Source organism: Pantoea sp. alder81, assembly GCF_020179835.1.
Lineage (GTDB): Bacteria > Pseudomonadota > Gammaproteobacteria > Enterobacterales > Enterobacteriaceae > Pantoea.
On record NZ_JAIUDA010000009.1, the window covers coordinates 188,902 to 208,002 of the forward strand.

The 19,101-nt window shown below is 54.6% G+C and carries 19 protein-coding genes; 8 read left to right on the forward strand and 11 right to left on the reverse strand.

Annotated features, from left to right (window positions below):
* Nucleotides 1-46 precede the first annotated feature (46 nt).
* The gene (locus tag LBW88_RS21735; protein ID WP_034830547.1) at nucleotides 47-694 is read left to right on the forward strand and encodes a CPBP family intramembrane glutamic endopeptidase; all 648 of its coding nucleotides are present in this window, start codon (nucleotides 47-49) and stop codon (nucleotides 692-694) included.
* A gap of 42 nt (nucleotides 695-736) precedes the next feature.
* Here LBW88_RS21735 and LBW88_RS21740 read toward each other — a convergent pair whose 3' ends face one another.
* Nucleotides 737-922 carry a hypothetical protein gene (locus LBW88_RS21740; RefSeq protein WP_100702215.1) on the reverse strand — a complete coding sequence of 62 codons (186 nt, stop codon included), beginning with the start codon at nucleotides 920-922 and terminating at the stop codon, nucleotides 737-739.
* Between the two features lie 213 nt (nucleotides 923-1,135).
* Here LBW88_RS21740 and LBW88_RS21745 point away from each other — a divergent pair, with 213 nt between their 5' ends.
* Together LBW88_RS21745 and LBW88_RS21750 are read left to right on the forward strand one after the other, a co-directional pair.
* The gene (locus tag LBW88_RS21745; RefSeq protein ID WP_007887091.1) at nucleotides 1,136-1,306 is read left to right on the forward strand and encodes a hypothetical protein; all 171 of its coding nucleotides are present in this window, start codon (nucleotides 1,136-1,138) and stop codon (nucleotides 1,304-1,306) included.
* A 111-nt stretch (nucleotides 1,307-1,417) separates the two neighbouring features.
* Complete coding sequence (locus tag LBW88_RS21750; protein WP_224934193.1) at nucleotides 1,418-1,651, forward strand: hypothetical protein; 234 nt, start codon at nucleotides 1,418-1,420, stop codon at nucleotides 1,649-1,651.
* A 111-nt stretch (nucleotides 1,652-1,762) separates the two neighbouring features.
* Here the strand turns inward: LBW88_RS21750 and yniD are convergent, their stop codons facing one another.
* From yniD to LBW88_RS21780, 6 genes are all read right to left on the reverse strand, one after another.
* Entirely contained in the window at nucleotides 1,763-1,870 is a 108-nt protein-coding gene (yniD, locus tag LBW88_RS26660) for a small membrane protein YniD (RefSeq protein WP_097117533.1), read from the reverse strand.
* A gap of 78 nt (nucleotides 1,871-1,948) precedes the next feature.
* Nucleotides 1,949-2,377, reverse strand: a complete 429-nt coding sequence (locus tag LBW88_RS21760) for an OsmC family protein (RefSeq protein WP_100702213.1) — start codon at nucleotides 2,375-2,377, stop codon at nucleotides 1,949-1,951.
* A 66-nt stretch (nucleotides 2,378-2,443) separates the two neighbouring features.
* Nucleotides 2,444-3,634, reverse strand: coding sequence for an FMN-dependent L-lactate dehydrogenase LldD (lldD, locus tag LBW88_RS21765; protein ID WP_224934194.1), 1,191 nt, complete (start codon nucleotides 3,632-3,634; stop codon nucleotides 2,444-2,446).
* The gene (gene lldR / locus LBW88_RS21770) at nucleotides 3,634-4,419 is read right to left on the reverse strand and encodes a transcriptional regulator LldR (protein WP_224934195.1); all 786 of its coding nucleotides are present in this window, start codon (nucleotides 4,417-4,419) and stop codon (nucleotides 3,634-3,636) included. The genes lldD and lldR overlap by 1 nt, the downstream gene beginning before the upstream one ends.
* A complete protein-coding gene (gene lldP, locus LBW88_RS21775; protein WP_224934196.1) occupies nucleotides 4,416-6,065 on the reverse strand; it encodes an L-lactate permease in 1,650 nt (549 codons plus the stop codon). Before lldP ends, lldR begins: the two co-directional genes overlap by 4 nt.
* Before the next feature lie 228 nt (nucleotides 6,066-6,293).
* Nucleotides 6,294-7,463, reverse strand: coding sequence for a cyanate transporter (locus tag LBW88_RS21780; protein ID WP_224934197.1), 1,170 nt, complete (start codon nucleotides 7,461-7,463; stop codon nucleotides 6,294-6,296).
* 87 nt (nucleotides 7,464-7,550) lie between these two features.
* On the opposite strand from LBW88_RS21780, the gene LBW88_RS21785 reads away from it, so the two are divergent.
* Nucleotides 7,551-8,411, forward strand: coding sequence for a LysR substrate-binding domain-containing protein (locus LBW88_RS21785; RefSeq protein WP_224934198.1), 861 nt, complete (start codon nucleotides 7,551-7,553; stop codon nucleotides 8,409-8,411).
* 89 nt (nucleotides 8,412-8,500) lie between these two features.
* A complete protein-coding gene (locus LBW88_RS21790; RefSeq protein WP_224934199.1) occupies nucleotides 8,501-9,868 on the forward strand; it encodes an amidohydrolase family protein in 1,368 nt (455 codons plus the stop codon).
* A gap of 78 nt (nucleotides 9,869-9,946) precedes the next feature.
* On the opposite strand, the gene LBW88_RS21795 is transcribed toward LBW88_RS21790, so the two are convergent.
* Entirely contained in the window at nucleotides 9,947-10,144 is a 198-nt protein-coding gene (locus tag LBW88_RS21795) for a hypothetical protein (protein WP_038648725.1), read from the reverse strand.
* 388 nt (nucleotides 10,145-10,532) lie between these two features.
* Here LBW88_RS21795 and dbpA point away from each other — a divergent pair, with 388 nt between their 5' ends.
* From dbpA to LBW88_RS21810, 3 genes are all read left to right on the forward strand, one after another.
* Nucleotides 10,533-11,912 (forward strand): ATP-dependent RNA helicase DbpA, encoded by a 1,380-nt coding sequence (dbpA, locus tag LBW88_RS21800; RefSeq protein WP_224934200.1) that lies wholly within the window; start codon nucleotides 10,533-10,535, stop codon nucleotides 11,910-11,912.
* A 128-nt stretch (nucleotides 11,913-12,040) separates the two neighbouring features.
* Nucleotides 12,041-13,003 (forward strand): chemotaxis protein, encoded by a 963-nt coding sequence (locus tag LBW88_RS21805; protein ID WP_224934201.1) that lies wholly within the window; start codon nucleotides 12,041-12,043, stop codon nucleotides 13,001-13,003.
* A gap of 300 nt (nucleotides 13,004-13,303) precedes the next feature.
* On the forward strand, nucleotides 13,304-14,860 hold the full coding sequence (locus LBW88_RS21810; protein WP_224934202.1) for a methyl-accepting chemotaxis protein: 1,557 nt from the start codon (nucleotides 13,304-13,306) through the stop codon (nucleotides 14,858-14,860).
* Between the two features lie 37 nt (nucleotides 14,861-14,897).
* Here LBW88_RS21810 and LBW88_RS21815 read toward each other — a convergent pair whose 3' ends face one another.
* The 3 genes from LBW88_RS21815 to LBW88_RS21825 form a co-directional block, all read right to left on the reverse strand.
* Nucleotides 14,898-16,187, reverse strand: a complete 1,290-nt coding sequence (locus tag LBW88_RS21815) for an HAAAP family serine/threonine permease (protein WP_224934203.1) — start codon at nucleotides 16,185-16,187, stop codon at nucleotides 14,898-14,900.
* 496 nt (nucleotides 16,188-16,683) lie between these two features.
* On the reverse strand, nucleotides 16,684-17,679 hold the full coding sequence (locus LBW88_RS21820) for a glycosyltransferase family 2 protein (RefSeq protein WP_224934204.1): 996 nt from the start codon (nucleotides 17,677-17,679) through the stop codon (nucleotides 16,684-16,686).
* Nucleotides 17,676-18,983: an oligosaccharide flippase family protein gene (locus LBW88_RS21825; RefSeq protein ID WP_224934205.1), complete on the reverse strand. Its 1,308-nt coding sequence runs from the start codon at nucleotides 18,981-18,983 to the stop codon at nucleotides 17,676-17,678. The genes LBW88_RS21820 and LBW88_RS21825 overlap by 4 nt, the downstream gene beginning before the upstream one ends.
* Nucleotides 18,984-19,101 lie beyond the last annotated feature (118 nt).

Sequence of the window (19,101 nt, forward strand, 5' to 3'; positions counted from 1 at the left end):
GATCGCCATTGCTACTATGCGTTCTCCTCTGCCCATTGAGCTGACTATGGACACCCAATCCGACAAAGTGACGCTGACGCTGTTCTACGCCGCGAGCTTTGTGGTGTATTACGTCGTGACCATGCTGATTACGCTGTTTCCCAACTACGGGGCGCTGCGCAATAACGGTTTACTGGTGCCGGTGCTCTGCTTGTTTGAATTCGCGGTGATTTACCCGCTGTATCGTTTTTACTGCCAACGCCGAACTGACATTCCGCTGGGATATCTGCGTCCCGGTCAGGCGTTGCTGTTTGTCGGTGCGCTGGTGGCGCTGATGGTGGCGCAAACGCAATTCCTGCAACCGGAAGGCTGGTTGATTGCGCAGAGCCAACAGGGACGCAGTTCGATGCTGATCCTGCTGCTGACTGCCGTGCTGCTGGCGCCGGTATTTGAAGAGGTGTTGTTCCGCGGTTTTCTGTTACAAGGATTTTTGTTGTGGGCACCGAAGAGTCGCTTCGCCTGCATGCTGCTCACCTCGCTGCTGTTCGCCGCGATGCACACGCAATACGTGCACTGGGAGACCATTGTGGCCCTGACGCTGTTTTCACTGTTGCTGTGCTATGCCCGTCTGCGCAGTAATAGCCTCGCGCTGCCCATTTTCCTGCATACGCTCAATAACCTGATCGCGATTCTGCCCGCCTGGTTCTACGCATAAAAAAACAGCGCAATTTCTTGCGCTGTTTTCAGAATAAAAGCTTCAGGAAATCGCCGAGTCTTTGTGTTTATCCGCCTCAAAATGGGCTTTGAACTGCTCGTAAATGGAAATCATGTTTGAAGCATCGCCTTGCAGCGGGCTCAGTTTGCCAGCGCGCACCAGTTCAATCACCAGTTGCAGCGCGGCTTGTTTCGGGCTGCTGGCCGGATGGGCAATTTCGTTCAACATTGGTCACTCACTCATCATTTTTGTCAGGGCCGCACAGTTTAGCCCAGATTGTACTGCTGTTGTGCGTCCGTCTGGTTATAATCTCGCCGTTCGCACCACCAGGCCGCTCAGGGCGATCATTGACTCTCGTGCCGTTTGGCTATACTGGATTAAAAAAAGGAACGAACAGCCACTGCTTCCGTCTCATCAGGAACGTGTTAAAGGAGTCCAATCATGCTGATTGGTTTTGTGTTGTTAGTGAGCGCGTGTGGACATGATGCCTGTGACGCCTTACCCGTGTCAGAACGTATCTACCCAACCAAAGTGGCCTGTGAGCAAATGGCCGACCGCATCCATAAAGTCCGGCCGAATGTGGTCCTGCTGTGCGGGGAAGTGCACCGTTAATTCGGTGCCAGTTTTATTTGAACTGTACAAAAATAAGCCAGGCGGCATTGCAAGATGGGCGCATAGCGTCCAAAATATAAGCTGCTTTACACTATTACCGTTGTGAATCCCATGAAGACTACTCGCCCCCGTCGTCCAAACGGACGCTGGGTTTATTACATTTTGTATGATGGCATTCTCTGGCCCTGCCCGGTACGTTGGGAATGGGAGAGCAGCTTTGAAGGCTGGTTGCCGTTCTACTACTCGCCCACTTTTGAGTTTGTGGCGGGCGACCCACGCAAGGCCTATCGCATTGCGCGCAGCAGTGTGCGTAACGTTCGTCAGCCAGACAGCGAATATGCCTGAATCAACCGAGCTGCCACGGTAACCAGCTGGCGGTCAGCAGATAGTGCATCCCTTCCAGCACCAGAATCACCATCACTAGTACGCCGAGCTTATGGCGGCAGATCCAGTCTTTCAGCCCCATATCATGGCCGCCCAGCGAATCAGCATCAGCGCGCCGCAGATGCACAGCAGCACCACAATCATTTTCCAGTGTTTAGTTGCAGCCAGTTTTTTCCCCACGCATCCTCCAGACGGCAGAAAGCAACGATGCGCCCTGAGGCGCATCGTTATTCTACCGCTGGTAAAGCGTAAGGGCGATTAATTATTCAGCGTGTAGTCCAGGCTAATTTCAGCATTGAGGACTTGTGACACAGGACAGCCCGCTTTGGCTTTCTGAATAATCTCATCAAATTTGGCGCTATCGATGCCCGGCAGCGCAATGGTGCTGGTCAGGGCAATTTTGGTAATGGCGAAACCTTCACCTTGCTTGTCCAGTGACACATCCGCCGTGGTATCAATACTTTTTGGCGGATGGCCAGCCTGACCCAGCATCAGCGACAGCGCCATGGAGAAGCACGCCGCATGTGCCGCACCGATCAGCTCTTCCGGATTTGTGCCCTTCTCACCCTCAAAACGGGTATTGAAGCCGTAAGGCTGGTTGCTCAGCACGCCACTTTCGGTGCTCACCGTACCTTTGCCTTTGATGTCGCCTTCCCAATGGGCCGATCCTTTCTTATGAATGGTCATGTCATTCCTCCTGTTAGTCAGACAGCAGTCAGTATAGACAACGTCACTCATTTTGCTTTCCGCGCCTCAGCTCACGGCACGCGGTCGAGCCGGATGTAACCCCGCTTCGCTCAGCAGCGCATTCGCCTGCACCAGCGAGTCCTGGGTGATCTCGGCAATGGTTTTTGCCCCGGTTAGCGTCATCGCCACTTTCATCTCTTTTTCGATCAAATTCAGCAAATTCTCAACGCCACGCTGACCATGAGTCGCCAGCGCATAGATAAAGGCGCGTCCCAGCAGCACGGTGTCAGCACCCAGCGCGATCATGCGCACCACATCCAGACCGTTGCGGATACCACTGTCGGCCAGAATCGCAATATCGCCTTTCACGGCATCAGCAATGGCGGGCAGTGCGCGTGCCGATGACAGCACACCATCCAGCTGACGTCCGCCGTGGTTCGACACCACAATGCCGTCCGCGCCAAAGCGCACGGCATCACGCGCATCTTCGGGATCCAGAATGCCTTTGATCACCATCGGGCCATCCCAGAACTCGCGAATCCACTCCAGGTCTTTCCATGAGATCGACGGGTCAAAGTTATTCGCCAGCCAGCCAATGTAATCTTCCAGTCCGGTGGGCTTTCCGAGATAAGCGGAGATATTACCGAGATCGTGCGGACGGCCATTCAGCCCCACATCCCATGCCCACTGCGGATGCGTCACCGCCTGCCAGTAGCGACGCATCGCCGCATTTGGCCCGCTCATGCCCGAATGCGCATCGCGATAACGCGCGCCCGGCGTCGGCATATCCACGGTGAAGACCAGCGTCGAGCAACCCGCCGCCTTGGCGCGCTCCAGTGCGTTACGCATAAAGCCACGATCGCGCAGCACATACAGCTGGAACCACATTGGGCGGTTGATGGCAGGCGCCACCTCTTCAATCGGACACAGTGAGACGGTGGAAAGCGTGAACGGAATGCCTTTCGATGCCGCGGCACGTGCCGCCTGCACTTCTCCGCGTCGCGCATACATGCCGCACAGGCCCACGGGCGCTAACGCGACCGGCATCGAGAGCGTTTCGTTGAACAGTTTGGTTTCCAGACTGAGATCGGACATGTTCTTCAACACCCGCTGGCGCAGCGCCACGTCCGACAGATCGGACACATTGCGCTTCAGGGTGTGTTCGGCGTAGGCACCGCCGTCAAGATAGTGGAACAGGAACGGTGGCAGGATGCGTTGCGCCGCGGCGCGGTAGTCACTGGCAGCAGAGATGATCATCAGTTTTTTTCCTTACGATTATCCAGGGACTCGCCTGGCAAGCGGGTAATTCGCGCCTGTCGGGCTTCATCTTCATGGAGCGATTTCAAGGTGGTATGCACAAAGCCGAGGTGATCCATCGCCGCCTGACGTGCCGCCTCGGCATCCCCGGCCATCACCGCATCGAACATCGCCTGATGTTGTTCATTCAGGCGATTAAAGATCACCGGCTGGGTGTACATGCGCTGGCGGCTGTGCAATACCGAAGATTGCAGTAAATCGAAAAAGCCGCGCATGGTTTGCAGTAGCACCACATTATGCGAGGCCTCAGCAATGGCGAGATGGAAGCGCAGATCGGCCTGCGCAGCGATATCGGGATCGTCACAGTCGTGCATCTTCAGCAGGGCATCGAAGGCAAGACGCAGCTTCTCTTTATCCGCTTCAGTGGCACGCAAGGCGGCGTGCCAGGCGGTACTGGCTTCGATGGCGTGGCGCGCTTCCAGGATATCCCAGCGATAATCCGGGTCGTCCGCCAGCAGCTGGCGAATCGGCTCGACAATACGCTGTTCCGACCAGGGTTCCTGCGGCTCACACAGCCAGGTGCCGCCGCCGCGTTTGCTGATTAACACGCCGCTGCTGATCAACTGCTGGATCGCCTCACGCAATGATGAGCGCGAAACCCCGAACTCAGCGGCCAGCTGACGCTCAGCCGGCAAACGCATGCCCGGCTCCAGCTGATGTTCGTCAATCCAGGCGCGCAGTCGCGCCCGTAGCGTATCCGCTAATCGCGGCGTGTTTTCTGTCATGGAATCATCCAGGTTAAGACATAGGCCTGCAGCGTGGTGATCACGCCCACCATACAGGTGAAGATCAGGCTGTGTTTGACGGTAAAGCGGAACAAGTCTGACTCCTTACCCACCAGCCCCACGGCGGCGCAGGCGATGGCGATCGACTGCGGTGAAATCATCTTACCCGTTACGCCACCCGTGGTGTTGGCGGCCACCAGCAGCACATCCGACACACCAATCTGCTGCGCGGTGGTGGCCTGCAACGCCGCGAACAGCGCATTAGAAGAAGTATCGGAGCCGGTGAGGAACACGCCAAGCCAGCCAAGGAACGGCGAAAAGAAGGTAAAGGCACTGCCGGTGTGCGCCAGCGCTAAGGCCAACGTCGCCGAGAGTCCGGAATAGTTGGAGATAAAGGCAAAAGCCAGCACCATACCGATTGAATAGATCGGCAGGGCCAGCTCTTTCAGCGTCTCAGCGAAGGTCTGGATCGCTGCGGCAGGTTTCATGCGCAGCCAAATCACAGACAGCACCGCCGCCACGATAATCGCCGTGCCGGTCGCTGACAGCACATCGAACTTAAAGATAGCCGCATACGGCGTGGCCGCACTCACCACCGGCGGCATGCGGGATACCAGCTCATGCAGAAGCGGGACCGGCACACTGAACACCCAGTCATACATCGCGCCGCCTTTGGCAAACAGCGCTTTGAACGGCGGAATGCTCCACAGGGTTACGGTGGCGGTAAGGAACAGGAACGGCATCCACGCACGCACAATCTGGCCCAGCGTATAGCGCTGAGAGGCTTTCGTCGGGTCAACTGCGGTTTTCTCATCGAAGCGGAAAATACGCACCGGCTTCCAGCGTCGCAGGAACAACGTCAGGCAGATAAGTGAGGCCAGCGACGAGATGATGTCCGGCAATTCAGGGCCAAGGAAGTTGGAGCTGAGGAACTGGGCAATGGCAAACGATCCGCCCGCCACGATCACCGCTGGCCATGTTTCCTTAATACCGCGCCAACCATCCATAATCGCCATGATCCAGAACAGCACAATGATGGTCAGGAACGGCAATTGACGCCCGGCCATCTGGCCAATCTGGAAGCTGTCGAGTCCGGTGACCTGCCCGGCGACGATAATGGGGATCCCCATCGCACCAAAGGCCACCGGCGCGGTGTTAACGATCAAGCACAAGCCCGCGGCATACAGCGGATTAAAGCCTAATCCCACCAGCAGTGCAGCGGTGATCGCCACCGGTGCGCCAAAACCCGCCGCGCCTTCGAGAAACGCGCCGAAAGAGAATCCAACGATCAGCATCTGCAAGCGCTGATCGGGGGTAATAGAGAGGATCGAAGCACGGATAATGTCGAATTGCCCGGTTTTCACCGAAATCTTATAAACAAACACCGCCGCCACGATGATCCAGGCAATCGGCCACAGGCCGTAGAGGAAGCCATAGACCACGGAGGCCAATGCCTGACCCAGCGGCATGCCATACAGGAACAGCGCCACCAGCAGTGCAATCACCACCGTGGCGGTGCCCGCCTGATAGCCTTTTAGCTTGAGCTTCAGCAGCGCGAAGAAGAAGAACACAATCGGGATCACCGCCACCAGGCTGGAAAGCCACAGATTGTTGAGAGGATCGTAGTTTTGTTGCCACACCGGCATGCCGTTATCTCCAGAGGTTACCAGATGAGTGCAGCGCAACGGCAATGCAGGATTGCGCCACAAGTCTTGCCCTTCTGCTCACCGAAATTGGTAGGACCAAAATGCAGTGCGGGGCTTTCTGGCTCCAGATAGTTAATGCATTGTTAACCTAAAGCAACGAAGCTGGGGTGATTTTTCGTGTTATGTGACGATGTGGCAACATTTAAATCGTTTTGGTAGGACCAATAATCACTCTGTCTGACCAAAGGCCCGACGATAACTGTGGGGATGGAAGCGAAGATTTAGCACAATCAATCCCACCGTTACGGCCCCCTGCATCAGCCACACGCTGGTAAAACTGTGCGTCAGCGCCTGCAACTGACCGGCGATAAACGGCATGCAACCAGCAATAATAAATCCCGCCCCCTGCATAAACGCCACCAGGCGAGCGCCAGCCTGCGGATGTGGCAGGTGATCGAGCGCCAGCACCATCGCCATAGGAAATGCCGCGCCAAGGCCGAAGCCGGCAATCGCTGCCCATAGCCACGGCGCCAGCAGTGGCGCAAACAGGAAGCCGCACATCCCCAGCAATTGGCAAACCAAACTGACAATCAGCTGTGGACGGCGATCCGCCTTGCGCGCCAGTAATGGCATCAATAACGCGCCAGCCACCTGACAAAGAATCATCACGCCCAGCAGCGAACCGCCCGCCTGCGCTGACCAGCCAAGGTGGTGATAAGCATCAGGAAGCCAGGCGACGCAGGTGGCATAGCCGCCATTCACCAGACCAAAGCTGAGCGCCAGCGACCAGGCGCGCGGCTTGCGCCATAGCGAAGGCATAGCGATAGGTTCCGCACTCTGCGCCACCGGCACGCGCACCATCCACCACAGCACAATCGCCAGCAACACCGGCAGTGCCCAACCGGTGAGCGCCAGCGACCAGCCAAAGTGCGCGCTGAGCCACGGCGAAAGTGCAGCCCCCAATCCGCCGCCGCCCATTAACGCGCCAGCCCATAACCCGGTAACAGGCGCGCTACGCTGAGCAAAACGCTGGCGGATCAACCCTGGCATTGCCATCTGCACCACGCCAACGCCGAGCCCGGCAAATAGCGCACTCACCACCAGCCACTGCCCGTCGTGAATCACACCGCGCGCGGCCAACGCCAGCAGCAGCAGGATCAATCCGGTAATCAACAAACGTTGCAACGGAACACGTTGCATCAGGGAGGCACTCAATAGCGCCACCGCACCCATCATTATCATCGGCACGGCGGGCAACAGCGAGGCGGCGAGTGAAGAGAGGCCCATGGCCTGGCGCAGTTCGCCCAGCAAGGGGCTGACAGAGGTTAATAACGGACGCATATTCAGCCCGGCCAGCACCAAAGCGGCGAGCGTCAATCCGTTGGAATGTCGGTTCATACACAATCCTGCAGTAGAAAGGTTGTCAGGGTCGCACTTATGGTTACTATTTGGAAATGAAATAACACCATAACGATCAGTGGAAAAATGAATCGTCAGCCGATGTTTACGCCGCAGCAGTTACTTAGTTTTGTGGCAGTATGCGAAACCGCCAGCTTCACGCGCGCCGCCGACCGCGTGCATTTATCGCAATCCACCGTCAGCCAGCAGGTGCGCCGCCTGGAGGAGATGATTGGTAAAGCCTTGCTGGAACGCACCTCGCATCAGGTGGTGTTGACCGAAGAGGGAGAGAAACTACTGGGCTATGCCCGCCGTATCATTGCGCTCAACGGCGAAGCGCACGATGTGCTGAGCGATAAGTGGCGCGATGGTGTCCTGCGCCTCGGTGTCCCAGAGGATTTTGCCGCCCCCACCGCAGCACTGCTGGCGCAGTTCAGCCGTGAACATCCTCAGCTGCGACTCGATGTGATGAGCGGCATGTATGTCGATCTGCACCGCGCGTGGCAACGAGAGGAGCTGGATATTATGCTGATCAAGCAACCGGGTGGTGAGCGTCCGCTGGCAGCACGACCGGAACCCCTGCTGTGGCTGGACAGCGCCGAGCATCCCTGTTTTGAGCAAACGCCGGTGCCGCTGGTGGTGTTTCCCCAGCAGGGGCTGTATCGCGAAGAGATGTGTCAGACGCTGGATGCGCTGGGCCGCAGCTGGCGCATCAGTTACAGCAGCGCGAGTCTGGTGGCACTCGCCAGTGCCAGCGCGGCGGGGTTAGGATTGACTTTACTGCCTGCCAGCTGCCGCCTGCCCGGGCATCGCGTTCTGGGTGAAGCGCAGGGTTTACCGCCGATCAGTCACTTTGAGCTGGCACTTTTTTGCCGATCCCCACAAGACGATTTGCAGCAGGCGCTGGCCGCGGCGTTAGTGGAATTTTGCCAGTTAAAGTGGCAGTGATTTTTCCACTGCTCAGCAGTGGGAAATATCGCAGCGCCTCAGCCAGCGTTTTGCCAGATTAACGTTTTCCTTGTTGACTGGAGCCTCTGATGCACCTCACTTCACCCAGCCGTCGCGATTTTATTAGCCAGGGCGTACGCCTCACTGCTGCCGGTAGCCTGCTGGCAGCCGGTATGAGCACTGCCGCACAATCGCCCTCTTCTGCCGCATCGCTAACGTCTTCACCGCCACCGCGCGTGGCTCATTACCAATTGCTCAACGTCCGCCTCGAAGAAGGTTTTGAGCGTGACGGCAACGAAATCATTGCCACGCGTACCGCCCTCTACGATATCACCGTTAAAGACGGCAAATTTGCTGCCATCGATGCCGCCGGTAAAGCGCGCAACGCCGACATCCCGCAGTGGGACGCCCATGGTTCGCTACTGTTGCCGCGCACCCGTGACATGCATATCCACCTGGACAAAACCTTTTACAGCGGCCCCTGGCAAGCCCCGCGTCCGCGTCAGGGCAAAACCATTATGGATATGATTGCCCGTGAACAGGTGCTGATCCCGCAGTTACTGCCCACCTCACAGGCGCGTGCCGAAGCGTTGATCGGTTTGTTGCATAGCAAAGGCACCACCGAGGCGCGCAGCCACTGCAACATTGATCCGGTGAGTGGACTAAAAAGTCTTGAGCACCTGAAACTGGCGTTAGCCAACCACCCCGAGTTTCCCTGTGAAATTGTCGCCTTCCCGCAGCACGGTTTACTGCACTCGAAAGTGGATGGCCTGATGCGCGAAGCCATGCAGATGGGCGTGCAGTACGTTGGCGGACTGGATCCTACCAATGTGGATGGTGCGATGCAGGCGTCGCTGGATGCGATGTTCCAGATTGCGCTGGATTACAATCGCGGCGTGGATATTCACCTGCACGAAACCGCGCCATCTGGCGTGGCGGCGATTCAGTACATGGTGGATACCATCGCCAAAAACCCGCAACTCAAAGGCAAAGTGACGCTGAGTCACGGCTTCGCGCTGGGCACCCTGGAAGGTAAAGCCCTCGATAACATGATTGCAGGCATGGCCGAGCAGCAGATGAGCGTGGCATCCACCATCCCAATCGGCAAACTGACCATGCCGTTGCCGCAACTGCAGGCCGCAGGTATCACGGTGATGACCGGCACCGACAGCGTGATCGATCACTGGTCACCGTTCGGCACCGGCAGCATGCTGGAGAAGGCCAACCTGTATGCGCAGCTCTATCGCGGCTCTGATGAGTTTGGTCTGAGCCGTGCACTGCATATCGCCACCGGCGGGATATTGCCGCTGTCAAACCAGGGCGATCGCCTGTGGCCGAAAGTGCAGGATGACGCCAGCATGATGCTGGTTGAAGCAAGCTGCTCCGCTGAAGCGGTGGCTCGTATCGCCCCGGTGCGCGCCACCTTCCAGCGTGGAACGCCGGTGTTCAGCGTCTGAGATCAAAAAAGCCCCCTTGCGGAGGCTTGATGAACGAAAAATGCAGGGGCGGCAAGCGCCCCATGCAGAGTGCTGGATTTACGATAACATCTGAATCGCCAGCGCGTATAAACGCTGGTTTTCATCGTCGCTAACAGGCTCTTCTTCCGCGTAACAGGCAATCATGGAGCTGACTTTATCCGAAGACAGGGTCTCTCCGTGCAGATGCAGGGTTAACACGGCGCGGCCGACGATTTTCAGAATGTCTTCGTTTTGTCCCTGGACGTAAAGACTCAAACTGGACCTCTGAATATATTATTGTTCGCCAAATGGCGCGCCAAATATAAAGCAAAACGGCAGGTTATTTTAATCGGAATTTTACCCATCTTAAGTGACACATAAGCGTAACACAGACAAAAACAGGCCAAAAAGACGCTATATAGTCCCTTTATTAACGCTAATTGCACCTTTTCATTCAGGAAAGACGTTTCACACGTTTTTAAGCAACCGGCCATGCAGAAGTAAATGATTAGAACTTTACATCTATTTTAGGCGGTTAATTAACCAAATGATCGCCATGCTAATTGATTTCACGATGTTATCAATTACGCAATTTGCATTGCCGATAGCAGCCCTTTCTGCGAGACTGGCCGCCGCAATCCTTACCGCTATTTGAGACATTCCCGTGACCGCTTTTTCTACCCTGACGCAACTCCCTGCCAGCCAACTCGACAACCTGCGCGAGATGGGTTTCGACGCCATGACACCGATTCAGGCCGCTTCTCTGCCCGCTATTCTTGCAGGGCGCGATGTGCGTGCGCAGGCGAAAACCGGCAGCGGCAAAACGGCCGCCTTTGGTATCGGTCTGCTGCAACGCATTGACAACACCCGCACCCAAACTCAGGCGCTGATTCTGTGTCCAACGCGAGAACTGGCCGATCAGGTGAGTAATGTGCTGCGTCAGCTGGCACGTTTTACCCGCAACATTAAAATTCTGACGCTGTGCGGCGGTCAACCGATGAGTGCGCAGCGTGATTCGCTGGTGCACGCACCGCATATTGTGGTCGGCACGCCGGGCCGCATCCTTGATCATCTGAAGCGCGACAACCTCGATCTCAATGCACTGCAAACGCTGGTGTTAGATGAAGCCGATCGTATGCTGGAGATGGGTTTCCGTGACGACATGGAAGCGATCATCGGTTTCACGCCGGAAGCGCGCCAGACGCTGCTGTTCTCTGCCACCTGGCCAGATACGATTGCCAGCCTCAGCCAGCGCTTCCAGCGTGATGCATTGGCCGTGGCCACGGAAGACAAAGCGGAACTGCCTGCCATTGAGCAACAGTTTATTGAGGCCAGCGCCCATGAGCGCGGCAACCTGCTGAGTGCATTGTTGAGCCAACAGCAGCCCGCTTCTTGCGTGGTGTTCTGTAATACCAAACGTGAGTGTGATGACGTCGCAGCGGCATTAAACGATCGTCAAATCAGTGCACTGGCACTGCATGGCGATCTGGAGCAGCGCGATCGTGAACGCGTCCTGATCCGTTTCGCCAATGGCAGCATCCGCGTTTTGATTGCCACCGACGTGGCAGCACGTGGGCTGGATATCAAATCGCTGGCGTTAGTGGTGAACTTCCAGCTGGCATGGGATCCTGAAGTGCACATCCACCGCATCGGCCGCACCGGTCGTGCGGGTGAGAAAGGTATGGCGGTAAGCTTCGTGGCGCCTGATGAAATGACACGCGCCAATGCGCTGGAAGAGTACCTGAGCCAGAAACTGAACTGGGTTTCCTCCGCCACCTTGAAAGGCAAATCCGCTCAACCGCTGCCGGCAACTAAAATGACGCTGTGCATTGATGGCGGTCGTAAAGCCAAAATTCGCCCGGGCGATATCCTCGGCGCGCTCACCGGTGAAGCCGGATTCAGCGGCGATCAAATCGGTAAGATCGATCTGACGCAAACCCACGCTTATGTGGCGATCGATGCAGCACACGCGAAGAAAGCGCTGATCAAGCTGAAAGAAGGCAAGATCAAAGGCAAAAGCGTTCGTGCCATCCTGCTGAAGTAATCCCCCTTTGCGCGAGGGCAGCCACTCTCGCGCTAAATTTTCTGCCCTGCCCCCTTCATTTTTTTTCCCCGCTGCCGATAAGTTAATCATTGCCCCTTTACCCAGCCCAGATTCCGCTTGAGGCCATGATGGATAATTTTCAGAAAGAGATCGATGAACGCGCCAACCTTGCGCTTTCCAATAAATTCGAACTGCTGCTGTTCCGCCTGGGTTCCGATCAGCTGAAAGGCAAATCTGAGCTTTACGGCATTAACGTGTTTAAACTGCGCGAAATCGTACCGATGCCGACTATTACCCGTGCAGCAGGTATGCAGTCACCACTGCTCGGCATGGCCAGTATCCGCGGTCAGTTTATCCCGGTCATCGATCTGCCCGCTGTCACCGGCTGTAAACCGGAAACCGGCCTTAACTTGCTGCTGGTCACCGAGTATGCGCGTAGCACCCAGGCCTTCGCGGTGGAGTCGGTGGAGAATATCGTCCGTCTCGACTGGAATCAGGTTCACACAGCTGAAGCTGGCATTGGCAGCCGCAATATCACCAGCATCGCCTGCCTCGACACCGACGGTCAGAGCAACAATCTGGCGATGGTGCTGGACGTTGAGCAGATTCTGTATGACATCATTCCTTCGGTGCGCGGCGTCGAGCCGAGTGCTGAGACAGTGAAAGATTTCAATCTCAAGCCTGGCCAGGTAGCCATTGTGGCGGAAGACTCCAAAGTGGCGCGTCAGCTGCTGGAGCAAGGTCTGAAAAGCATGGGCATTCCGGCCATCATGCATAACACCGGTCTGGAAGCCTGGATCAAAATTAACGAGATGCAGAAAGAAGCCGCAGCGGCAGGCGAATCCATTCACGACAAAATCGCGCTGGTGCTGACCGATCTGGAAATGCCAGAGATGGATGGCTTTACTCTGACGCGAAATATCAAACGCGATGATGCGCTGCGTCACATTCCGGTTGTGATCCACTCCTCGCTCTCCGGCAGTGCCAACGAGGATCACGTGCGTAAAGTCGGCGCCGATGGCTATGTGGCGAAATTTGAGATTAACGAGCTGTCGAGCGTGATCCATCGTGTGCTGGAGAAGAAGCGTTAATCCTTTCTCATCTCACCCACACTCCCATAAGGCGCGATATTCGCGCCTTTTTTACGTCCTTCCCTCTCTGACAAAACCGATCCACTCATTAATCATGTTAACGATTTTGTGACGCACCTCTAAAAAATTAAAGTTAAAACATTAACAACCGATAACTGATAGCGCTTGAACCGGTGCTGCCATACCAGATTAATTACGCCCGGAAAGTATCTTTACCTTATAAAACATCAGCCTGATGCGGGCCATACGCCTGCTTTTCCGTCTTGAAAACAACACTATTTAGCATTACGGGGAGAACCAATGTTGAGCTTAAAGAATATGAAAGTGGGCGCCCGTTTAGGGATAGCCTTCGCGCTTGTCGTGGCACTACTGGGCGTGGTCGGTGTGACATCGATTATGAAAATCAACAACATCAAAAACGGCATCACCTCGATTGTGGAAGATCGCTATGTCAAAGTCCGTCTGGGTTTTGACGTGCGCGATGGCGTGAACGATCAGATCAAATACCTGCGCGGCATGGTGATCGATACACTGCGCCCGGAAAACAACGCACAGCGTTTCAAGCAGCTGGATGAAGCGACCGATCGCACCAACACTGCCATGAAAAAAATCGAAGCGATTCAGACCACCGAAGTGGGTAAGAAGAAAATCGCCGGTCTGCTGGCCGCCAGCCAGCTGTTCGAAACGCAGAAGAACGAAGTGCTGGACTTGGTGCGCGCTGGCAAACTGGATGAAGCCAGCACTTATGTGCTGAAGAAAATCACCAGCACGCAGAATGCCTTCCTCGATAGCGCCGTGGCTTTTGCCAATTCACAGTCGGATCAGCTGCGCAAAGAAGGCACTGGGATTATTGATGACGGCTCGACTGCAATTGAAATCACCCTGATCTTCTCGGCTATCGCGATTGCCGCCTCCGTGCTGCTCGGCTTTATGCTGACGCGCTCAATCGTGCGCCCGTTAAATGAAGCGGTAGGCATCGCCGAGAAGGTGGCGGCGGGCGACCTTAGCTCACACATTGAAGTCAGCGGCAAGGATGAAACCGCCGTGCTGATGCAGGCGCTGCAGGCGATGAACGATAACCTGCTGACCATCGTGTCCAACGTTCGTGCCGGTTCTGACACCATTGCCGTCGCGTCGAATCAAATCTCCAGCGGTAACATCGATCTCTCCTCCCGTACCGAGCAGCAGGCTAGCTCGCTGGAAGAGACCGCCTCCGCCATGGAGCAGATGACGGCTACCGTTAAACACAACGCCGATAACGCGCGTGAAGCTAATCAGCTGGTTGCCACGACCTCAACGGTCGCCAAAGAAGGCGGCGTGGTGATGGAACAGGTCATCGAGAAGATGGAAGCTATCACCCTTTCCTCGAAGAAAATCGTCGATATCATCAGCGTCATCGATTCTATTGCCTTCCAGACCAACATTCTGTCCCTGAACGCTGCGGTGGAAGCCGCTCGTGCGGGTGAACAAGGCCGTGGATTTGCTGTGGTCGCCACCGAAGTGCGCAATCTGGCGCAGCGTTCCGCCTCAGCCGCCAAAGAGATCAAAGTACTGATTGAAGACTCGGTATCGAAAGTGGATGAAGGCAGCCGTCTGGTGACGCACGCGGGAACCACCATTGGTGAAGTGGTGAACAGCGTGAAGAGCGTGGCGGATATCATGAGCGAAATTACCATTGCCAGCAGCGAGCAGAGCAGTGGTATCAGTGAGATCAATCTGGCGATTACTCAGATGGAAGCGGTGACTCAGCAAAACGCCGCGTTGGTGCAAGAGGCTTCAGCCGCTTCGCAGGCGCTGCAGGAGCAGGCCGATCGTCTGGCGCAGTCGATGAGTGTGTTTAAGACCGCCGCCGTGTAAGACAGTGCGGCGCGTTAAAGCGCGCCGCCCTTTTGCATCAATGCATCAGCGAATACGCAATCGACGAAATCGCTAACAAGCCAATCATCACCACAAACACGTTGCTGATTTTACCGCTGTACTGACGCATCGCCGGGACTTTCTGAATAGCGTACATCGGCATCAGGAACAGAATCATCGCGATGATCGGGCCGCCGAGAGTTTCAATCATCCCAAGAATGCTCGGATTCCATGTTGCAACCAGCCAGGTGGTCAACAGCATAAAGCCGGTTGTCACGCGATTCAAACGCTGAGGCGTGACGCTTTTGCCACGGCTGCGCAGTGATTTCACCACAATCCCGTTAAAGCCTTCACGCGCCCCCAGGTAGTGACCGAGGAACGATTTGGTGATCGCCACCATCGCCACTATCGGTCCCATCCAGGCAATCATCGGCACATTAAAGTGGTTCGCCAGATAGGACAAAATGGTGATGTTCTGATCTTTGGCCGCCTGTAAATCAGCCGGCGACAAGCTCAGCACACAGCTGAACACAAAGAACATCACCGTCACCACCATCATCAGGTGTGCGCTGGCTAAAATGCGTGAACATTTCTTTTCCGCGCCTGCGCCATATTCATTGCGCTTCGCCACCGCGAACGACGAGATAATCGGCGAGTGGTTAAAGGAGAACACCATTACCGGAATCGCCAGCCACAGTGTCATCCAGATGCTGCTATCGCCCGCGCTTTGGCTAAACGACAGCGTTTCCAGTGCCGCGCCGTGCCAGTGAGGCACCAGATAAGCCGCCAGCAGCATGAGCACCGCGACAAACGGGAACACCAGCACGCTCATCGCTTTCACGATCATCTGCTCACCAAAGCGCACCACGGTCATCATGCCGATGATCAGCACCAATGACAGCACCACGCGTGGCGGCGACACCATACCAAGTTGATGCACGATAAAGCTGTCAACGGTATTGGTGATCGCGACGCTGTACATCAGCAGGATCGGGAAGATAGCGAAGAAATAGAGCAAGGTGATGATCTTGCCCGCGCCCACACCGAAGTGCTCTTCCACCACTTCGGTAATATCTTCACCGGGATTTTTACCCGAAAGCACAAAGCGCGTCAGTGCGCGGTGTGCATAGTAGGTCATGGGGAACGCGAGAATTGTCATAATGATCAGGGGGATTAAACCGCCTGCACCCGCATTGATCGGCAGGAATAAAACGCCTGCGCCTATCGCTGTACCGTAGAGGCCCAGCATCCACACGGTATCACTCTTACGCCAGCCTGTTGAACTGGCCTCAACCGTGCCCTGCGCAACGGTTTGTGAGTTGTCCATCTGTCTCTCCAGAATCTAAAGCTTATAAACAATGCTGCCGAAATCACGGCGGCTAAACATGCCAATGGTGCGACGGGCACATGCTACGCGTTTTTGACGACTTAAGGTTGCCTGAACGCAAGACATGCATCACAAAGCCGTCATAAATGCGCAAATCGGTTATTAAACCAGCAGACATGCATGATTCACGCACGCAAACGTTTGCATGGGGCGCTATTTGACCTGAGAGCATGAAGGAGTGCAAGGATTTGTCGGGCTCGATGTGCAGGCTGCACGGGATGTGGACAGTAGAGTAATGCGCGAGAGAGGGGCGTTGAAAGCGGGCTGTGCTGGCGGGGAAAATGTGGCAACGGCGAACCGTTGCCACAGGCACTGCAGTAGAGAAAGGTGAAACTCCCCCGGCAACTAATCTCTGGCGAAGCCATTGTTCCACTCGGTATTCTGAGGAATATCCGCAGCAGACAATAACAGAGAATAATCCCGGGGGAATTTCAAATCAGAATGCGCGCATTCTGTAGAGTGCATAAAGGAAATAGTACGCTGTGATAGTATTCAAATTCATAATCATGTACTTCAGTTTTTCATTTTTATTGAGCAGAATAAAAATCCCTTTCGAGTATTTCCCCCGCTTTATTTCATTGATCTCCTGCGCGATATCCGCAGGTGAAAACGACGAATGATACATCGCCGTCACAATTTGCATATCTAACGCCAGCACGCGTTTGGAAATGCCCTTCAGCAGGTAATCGAGATTACTTCCCTGATATTTATCCACGATAGAATCATACAGCGTGGTCAGAAACTGTTTCCGCACCTTTAACTCGCTGTAATGCACCTTTTGCTTAGATAATGAGCCTGCTACATCTTCATAATGATATGCCGATCCCTGAGTGACCAGGAAATTGCTAATACAGCTGAAGAATTTGAGATTGAATAGCAGATCCTCACTCATCGAGATCCCCTCGATAAAGCGCAGGTTCAATTCACTCAGAATCTGACGGCGATAGCACTTGTTATGCAGATAACCAATGTTATCGCTCATCTCCAGCTCGCCGAGCACGTAAGGGATATCTTCGTTGCTGAAAAAGCCAGACTGAGAGACCTTGCCCACGCGGCCGTCGTTGAGATTACCCACGATCAAGTCCACAGACTCTGTCGACCATGCATCCAGATTCTGTTTGAAGATCATCAGGAAATCATTATCAACCCAATCATCTGCATCAAGGAATAGAACATATTCCCCGCTGGCCTGTTGCAACCCACTATTGCGCGCTGCACTGACACCGGCATTAATTTGGTTAATCACAGTAACCTGAGAATAACGTGAAAACTCCTCCAGTACTTTCAGGGTTGCATCAGTGCTACCATCATTAACCACCACAATTTCATAATTGTTGAACGTCTGATTAAGCACACTCAGCAATGTCCGCTTGATGGTTTTTTGTGAGTTATAGACGGGAATAATAATACTGAAAAGTGGTTTTTCATTCATGATAAACTCTCTTTACTGTCTGAGGTTTTGTAATTGACAAGTAACTGCCATAGTTTCCTGGGGTTGAAAAAAATCTGATGAATACGCATCACAGGTTGCGCAGTGAAGAAATAATTAAGCAGCGAGAAAGAGAGGAATTCGGTTAATACCACGCTGAAAGCAGCGCCGGTCAAACCGAAAAGCGGCACCAATAAAATGGAAGATGCCAGGCAGATAATTAATACCGCAAAGGTCTTTTTCACTAAAAAGCGATAACCGTTGTACTTAATAATAAAACGGTCCATTAAGCTGCTGAGCACACCACACATCGCGCCCACACTGAGCAATAGCGTTGGCGCGATGGCATCGAGATACGCCTCGCCGTAAAAATCACGAATAAACCAGCCTGCGAGTTGCCATATCGCCATGATCACAATGGCAGACACGCCCAGCACTAACAGATGCAGTTTTTGCGCTTTGATAATGGACTGCTCATCATCGCGCTCGGCAAAGAACGCCGGGAAAAAGGAGGCCAACAGAGCGTTGGGCAAAAACACCCATGAGGTTGCCAGCGTCATGGCCACGGCAAATATGCCCGCCTCTTTCACGCCGAGGAAATACGAGACGCTGAGCTGATTGACGCGGGTATAAATCGCGATAGCAATCACCGAGAACACCAGCGAAATGCCGGAAGCCACCATGTAGCGCGAATATTTTTTGATGTGGCGCAGTGCCGGAATCGGCCCCTGGCGATGATAGCGCCAGAAGATCGCTAACTTGATGCTGAACGGCAGCAACGTAGCCAGCACAATGGGGATCGCCAGGAACTGAGGATCCAGTTGCAGATACGAAATCATGAAGCGCACCGACAGACTGATCGCGAGGCCAATCACGTTGGCGATCACATTGAGTCGTGCGTTGAGCATTGCCTCGTTATAGATATTGACCAGATCAATCGACGAGAACAGACAGGCAATCGCCGCTGCGCAGATAAACACCAACGCTTCGTGGCTCCACTCCTCGCCCATGATCACCATGCCGCTGAGCGCTAAGCCGCAGTAAATCAGCATCACCAGTAAAAAAGTCGCCATCATCAGGCGAATACCTGAATAACGATTTTGCGAGATACGCTTCAGTAAAATCACATCGCTACCCATCACGGCGATCGACTGAATAAACTGAAACACCAGCATGGAGAGTGAGATAATGCCGAAGGTGGTCGGTCCAACATATTTCGCGACATAGGACGTCACAAAAATCAGACCAAACACCGCGATGAGCTTTTCAGCAATCATCCACATCGAATTTTTTAATTTATCTTTCACAGATCAACCTCAGTGAGATTCATTGCCAGGCCAAACTTCACGTCCCTTTCGTCCGGCTTAACATTAACTTTGATTTATTTCGGAGTTTCCTCAGGCAGAAAATGTCGGCCTTTCAACT

Bases quoted from the DNA above. Each gene is read 5' to 3' on its own strand.
- LBW88_RS21745 (WP_007887091.1), top strand. From the start codon at position 1,136: ATGCTGATTGGTTTTGTGTTGTTAGTGAGCGCGTGTGGACATGATGCC.
- LBW88_RS21740 (WP_100702215.1), bottom strand. From the start codon at position 922: ATGTTGAACGAAATTGCCCATCCGGCCAGCAGCCCGAAACAAGCCGCG.
- LBW88_RS21815 (WP_224934203.1), bottom strand. From the start codon at position 16,187: ATGGACAACTCACAAACCGTTGCGCAGGGCACGGTTGAGGCCAGTTCA.
- LBW88_RS21790 (WP_224934199.1), top strand. From the start codon at position 8,501: ATGCACCTCACTTCACCCAGCCGTCGCGATTTTATTAGCCAGGGCGTA.
- LBW88_RS21760 (WP_100702213.1), bottom strand. From the start codon at position 2,377: ATGACCATTCATAAGAAAGGATCGGCCCATTGGGAAGGCGACATCAAA.
- LBW88_RS21785 (WP_224934198.1), top strand. From the start codon at position 7,551: ATGAATCGTCAGCCGATGTTTACGCCGCAGCAGTTACTTAGTTTTGTG.
- LBW88_RS21820 (WP_224934204.1), bottom strand. From the start codon at position 17,679: ATGAATGAAAAACCACTTTTCAGTATTATTATTCCCGTCTATAACTCA.
- LBW88_RS21780 (WP_224934197.1), bottom strand. From the start codon at position 7,463: ATGAACCGACATTCCAACGGATTGACGCTCGCCGCTTTGGTGCTGGCC.
- LBW88_RS21735 (WP_034830547.1), top strand. From the start codon at position 47: ATGGACACCCAATCCGACAAAGTGACGCTGACGCTGTTCTACGCCGCG.
- lldR (WP_224934195.1), bottom strand. From the start codon at position 4,419: ATGACAGAAAACACGCCGCGATTAGCGGATACGCTACGGGCGCGACTG.
- lldP (WP_224934196.1), bottom strand. From the start codon at position 6,065: ATGCCGGTGTGGCAACAAAACTACGATCCTCTCAACAATCTGTGGCTT.
- LBW88_RS21805 (WP_224934201.1), top strand. From the start codon at position 12,041: ATGGATAATTTTCAGAAAGAGATCGATGAACGCGCCAACCTTGCGCTT.
- lldD (WP_224934194.1), bottom strand. From the start codon at position 3,634: ATGATCATCTCTGCTGCCAGTGACTACCGCGCCGCGGCGCAACGCATC.
- LBW88_RS21750 (WP_224934193.1), top strand. From the start codon at position 1,418: ATGAAGACTACTCGCCCCCGTCGTCCAAACGGACGCTGGGTTTATTAC.
- LBW88_RS21810 (WP_224934202.1), top strand. From the start codon at position 13,304: ATGTTGAGCTTAAAGAATATGAAAGTGGGCGCCCGTTTAGGGATAGCC.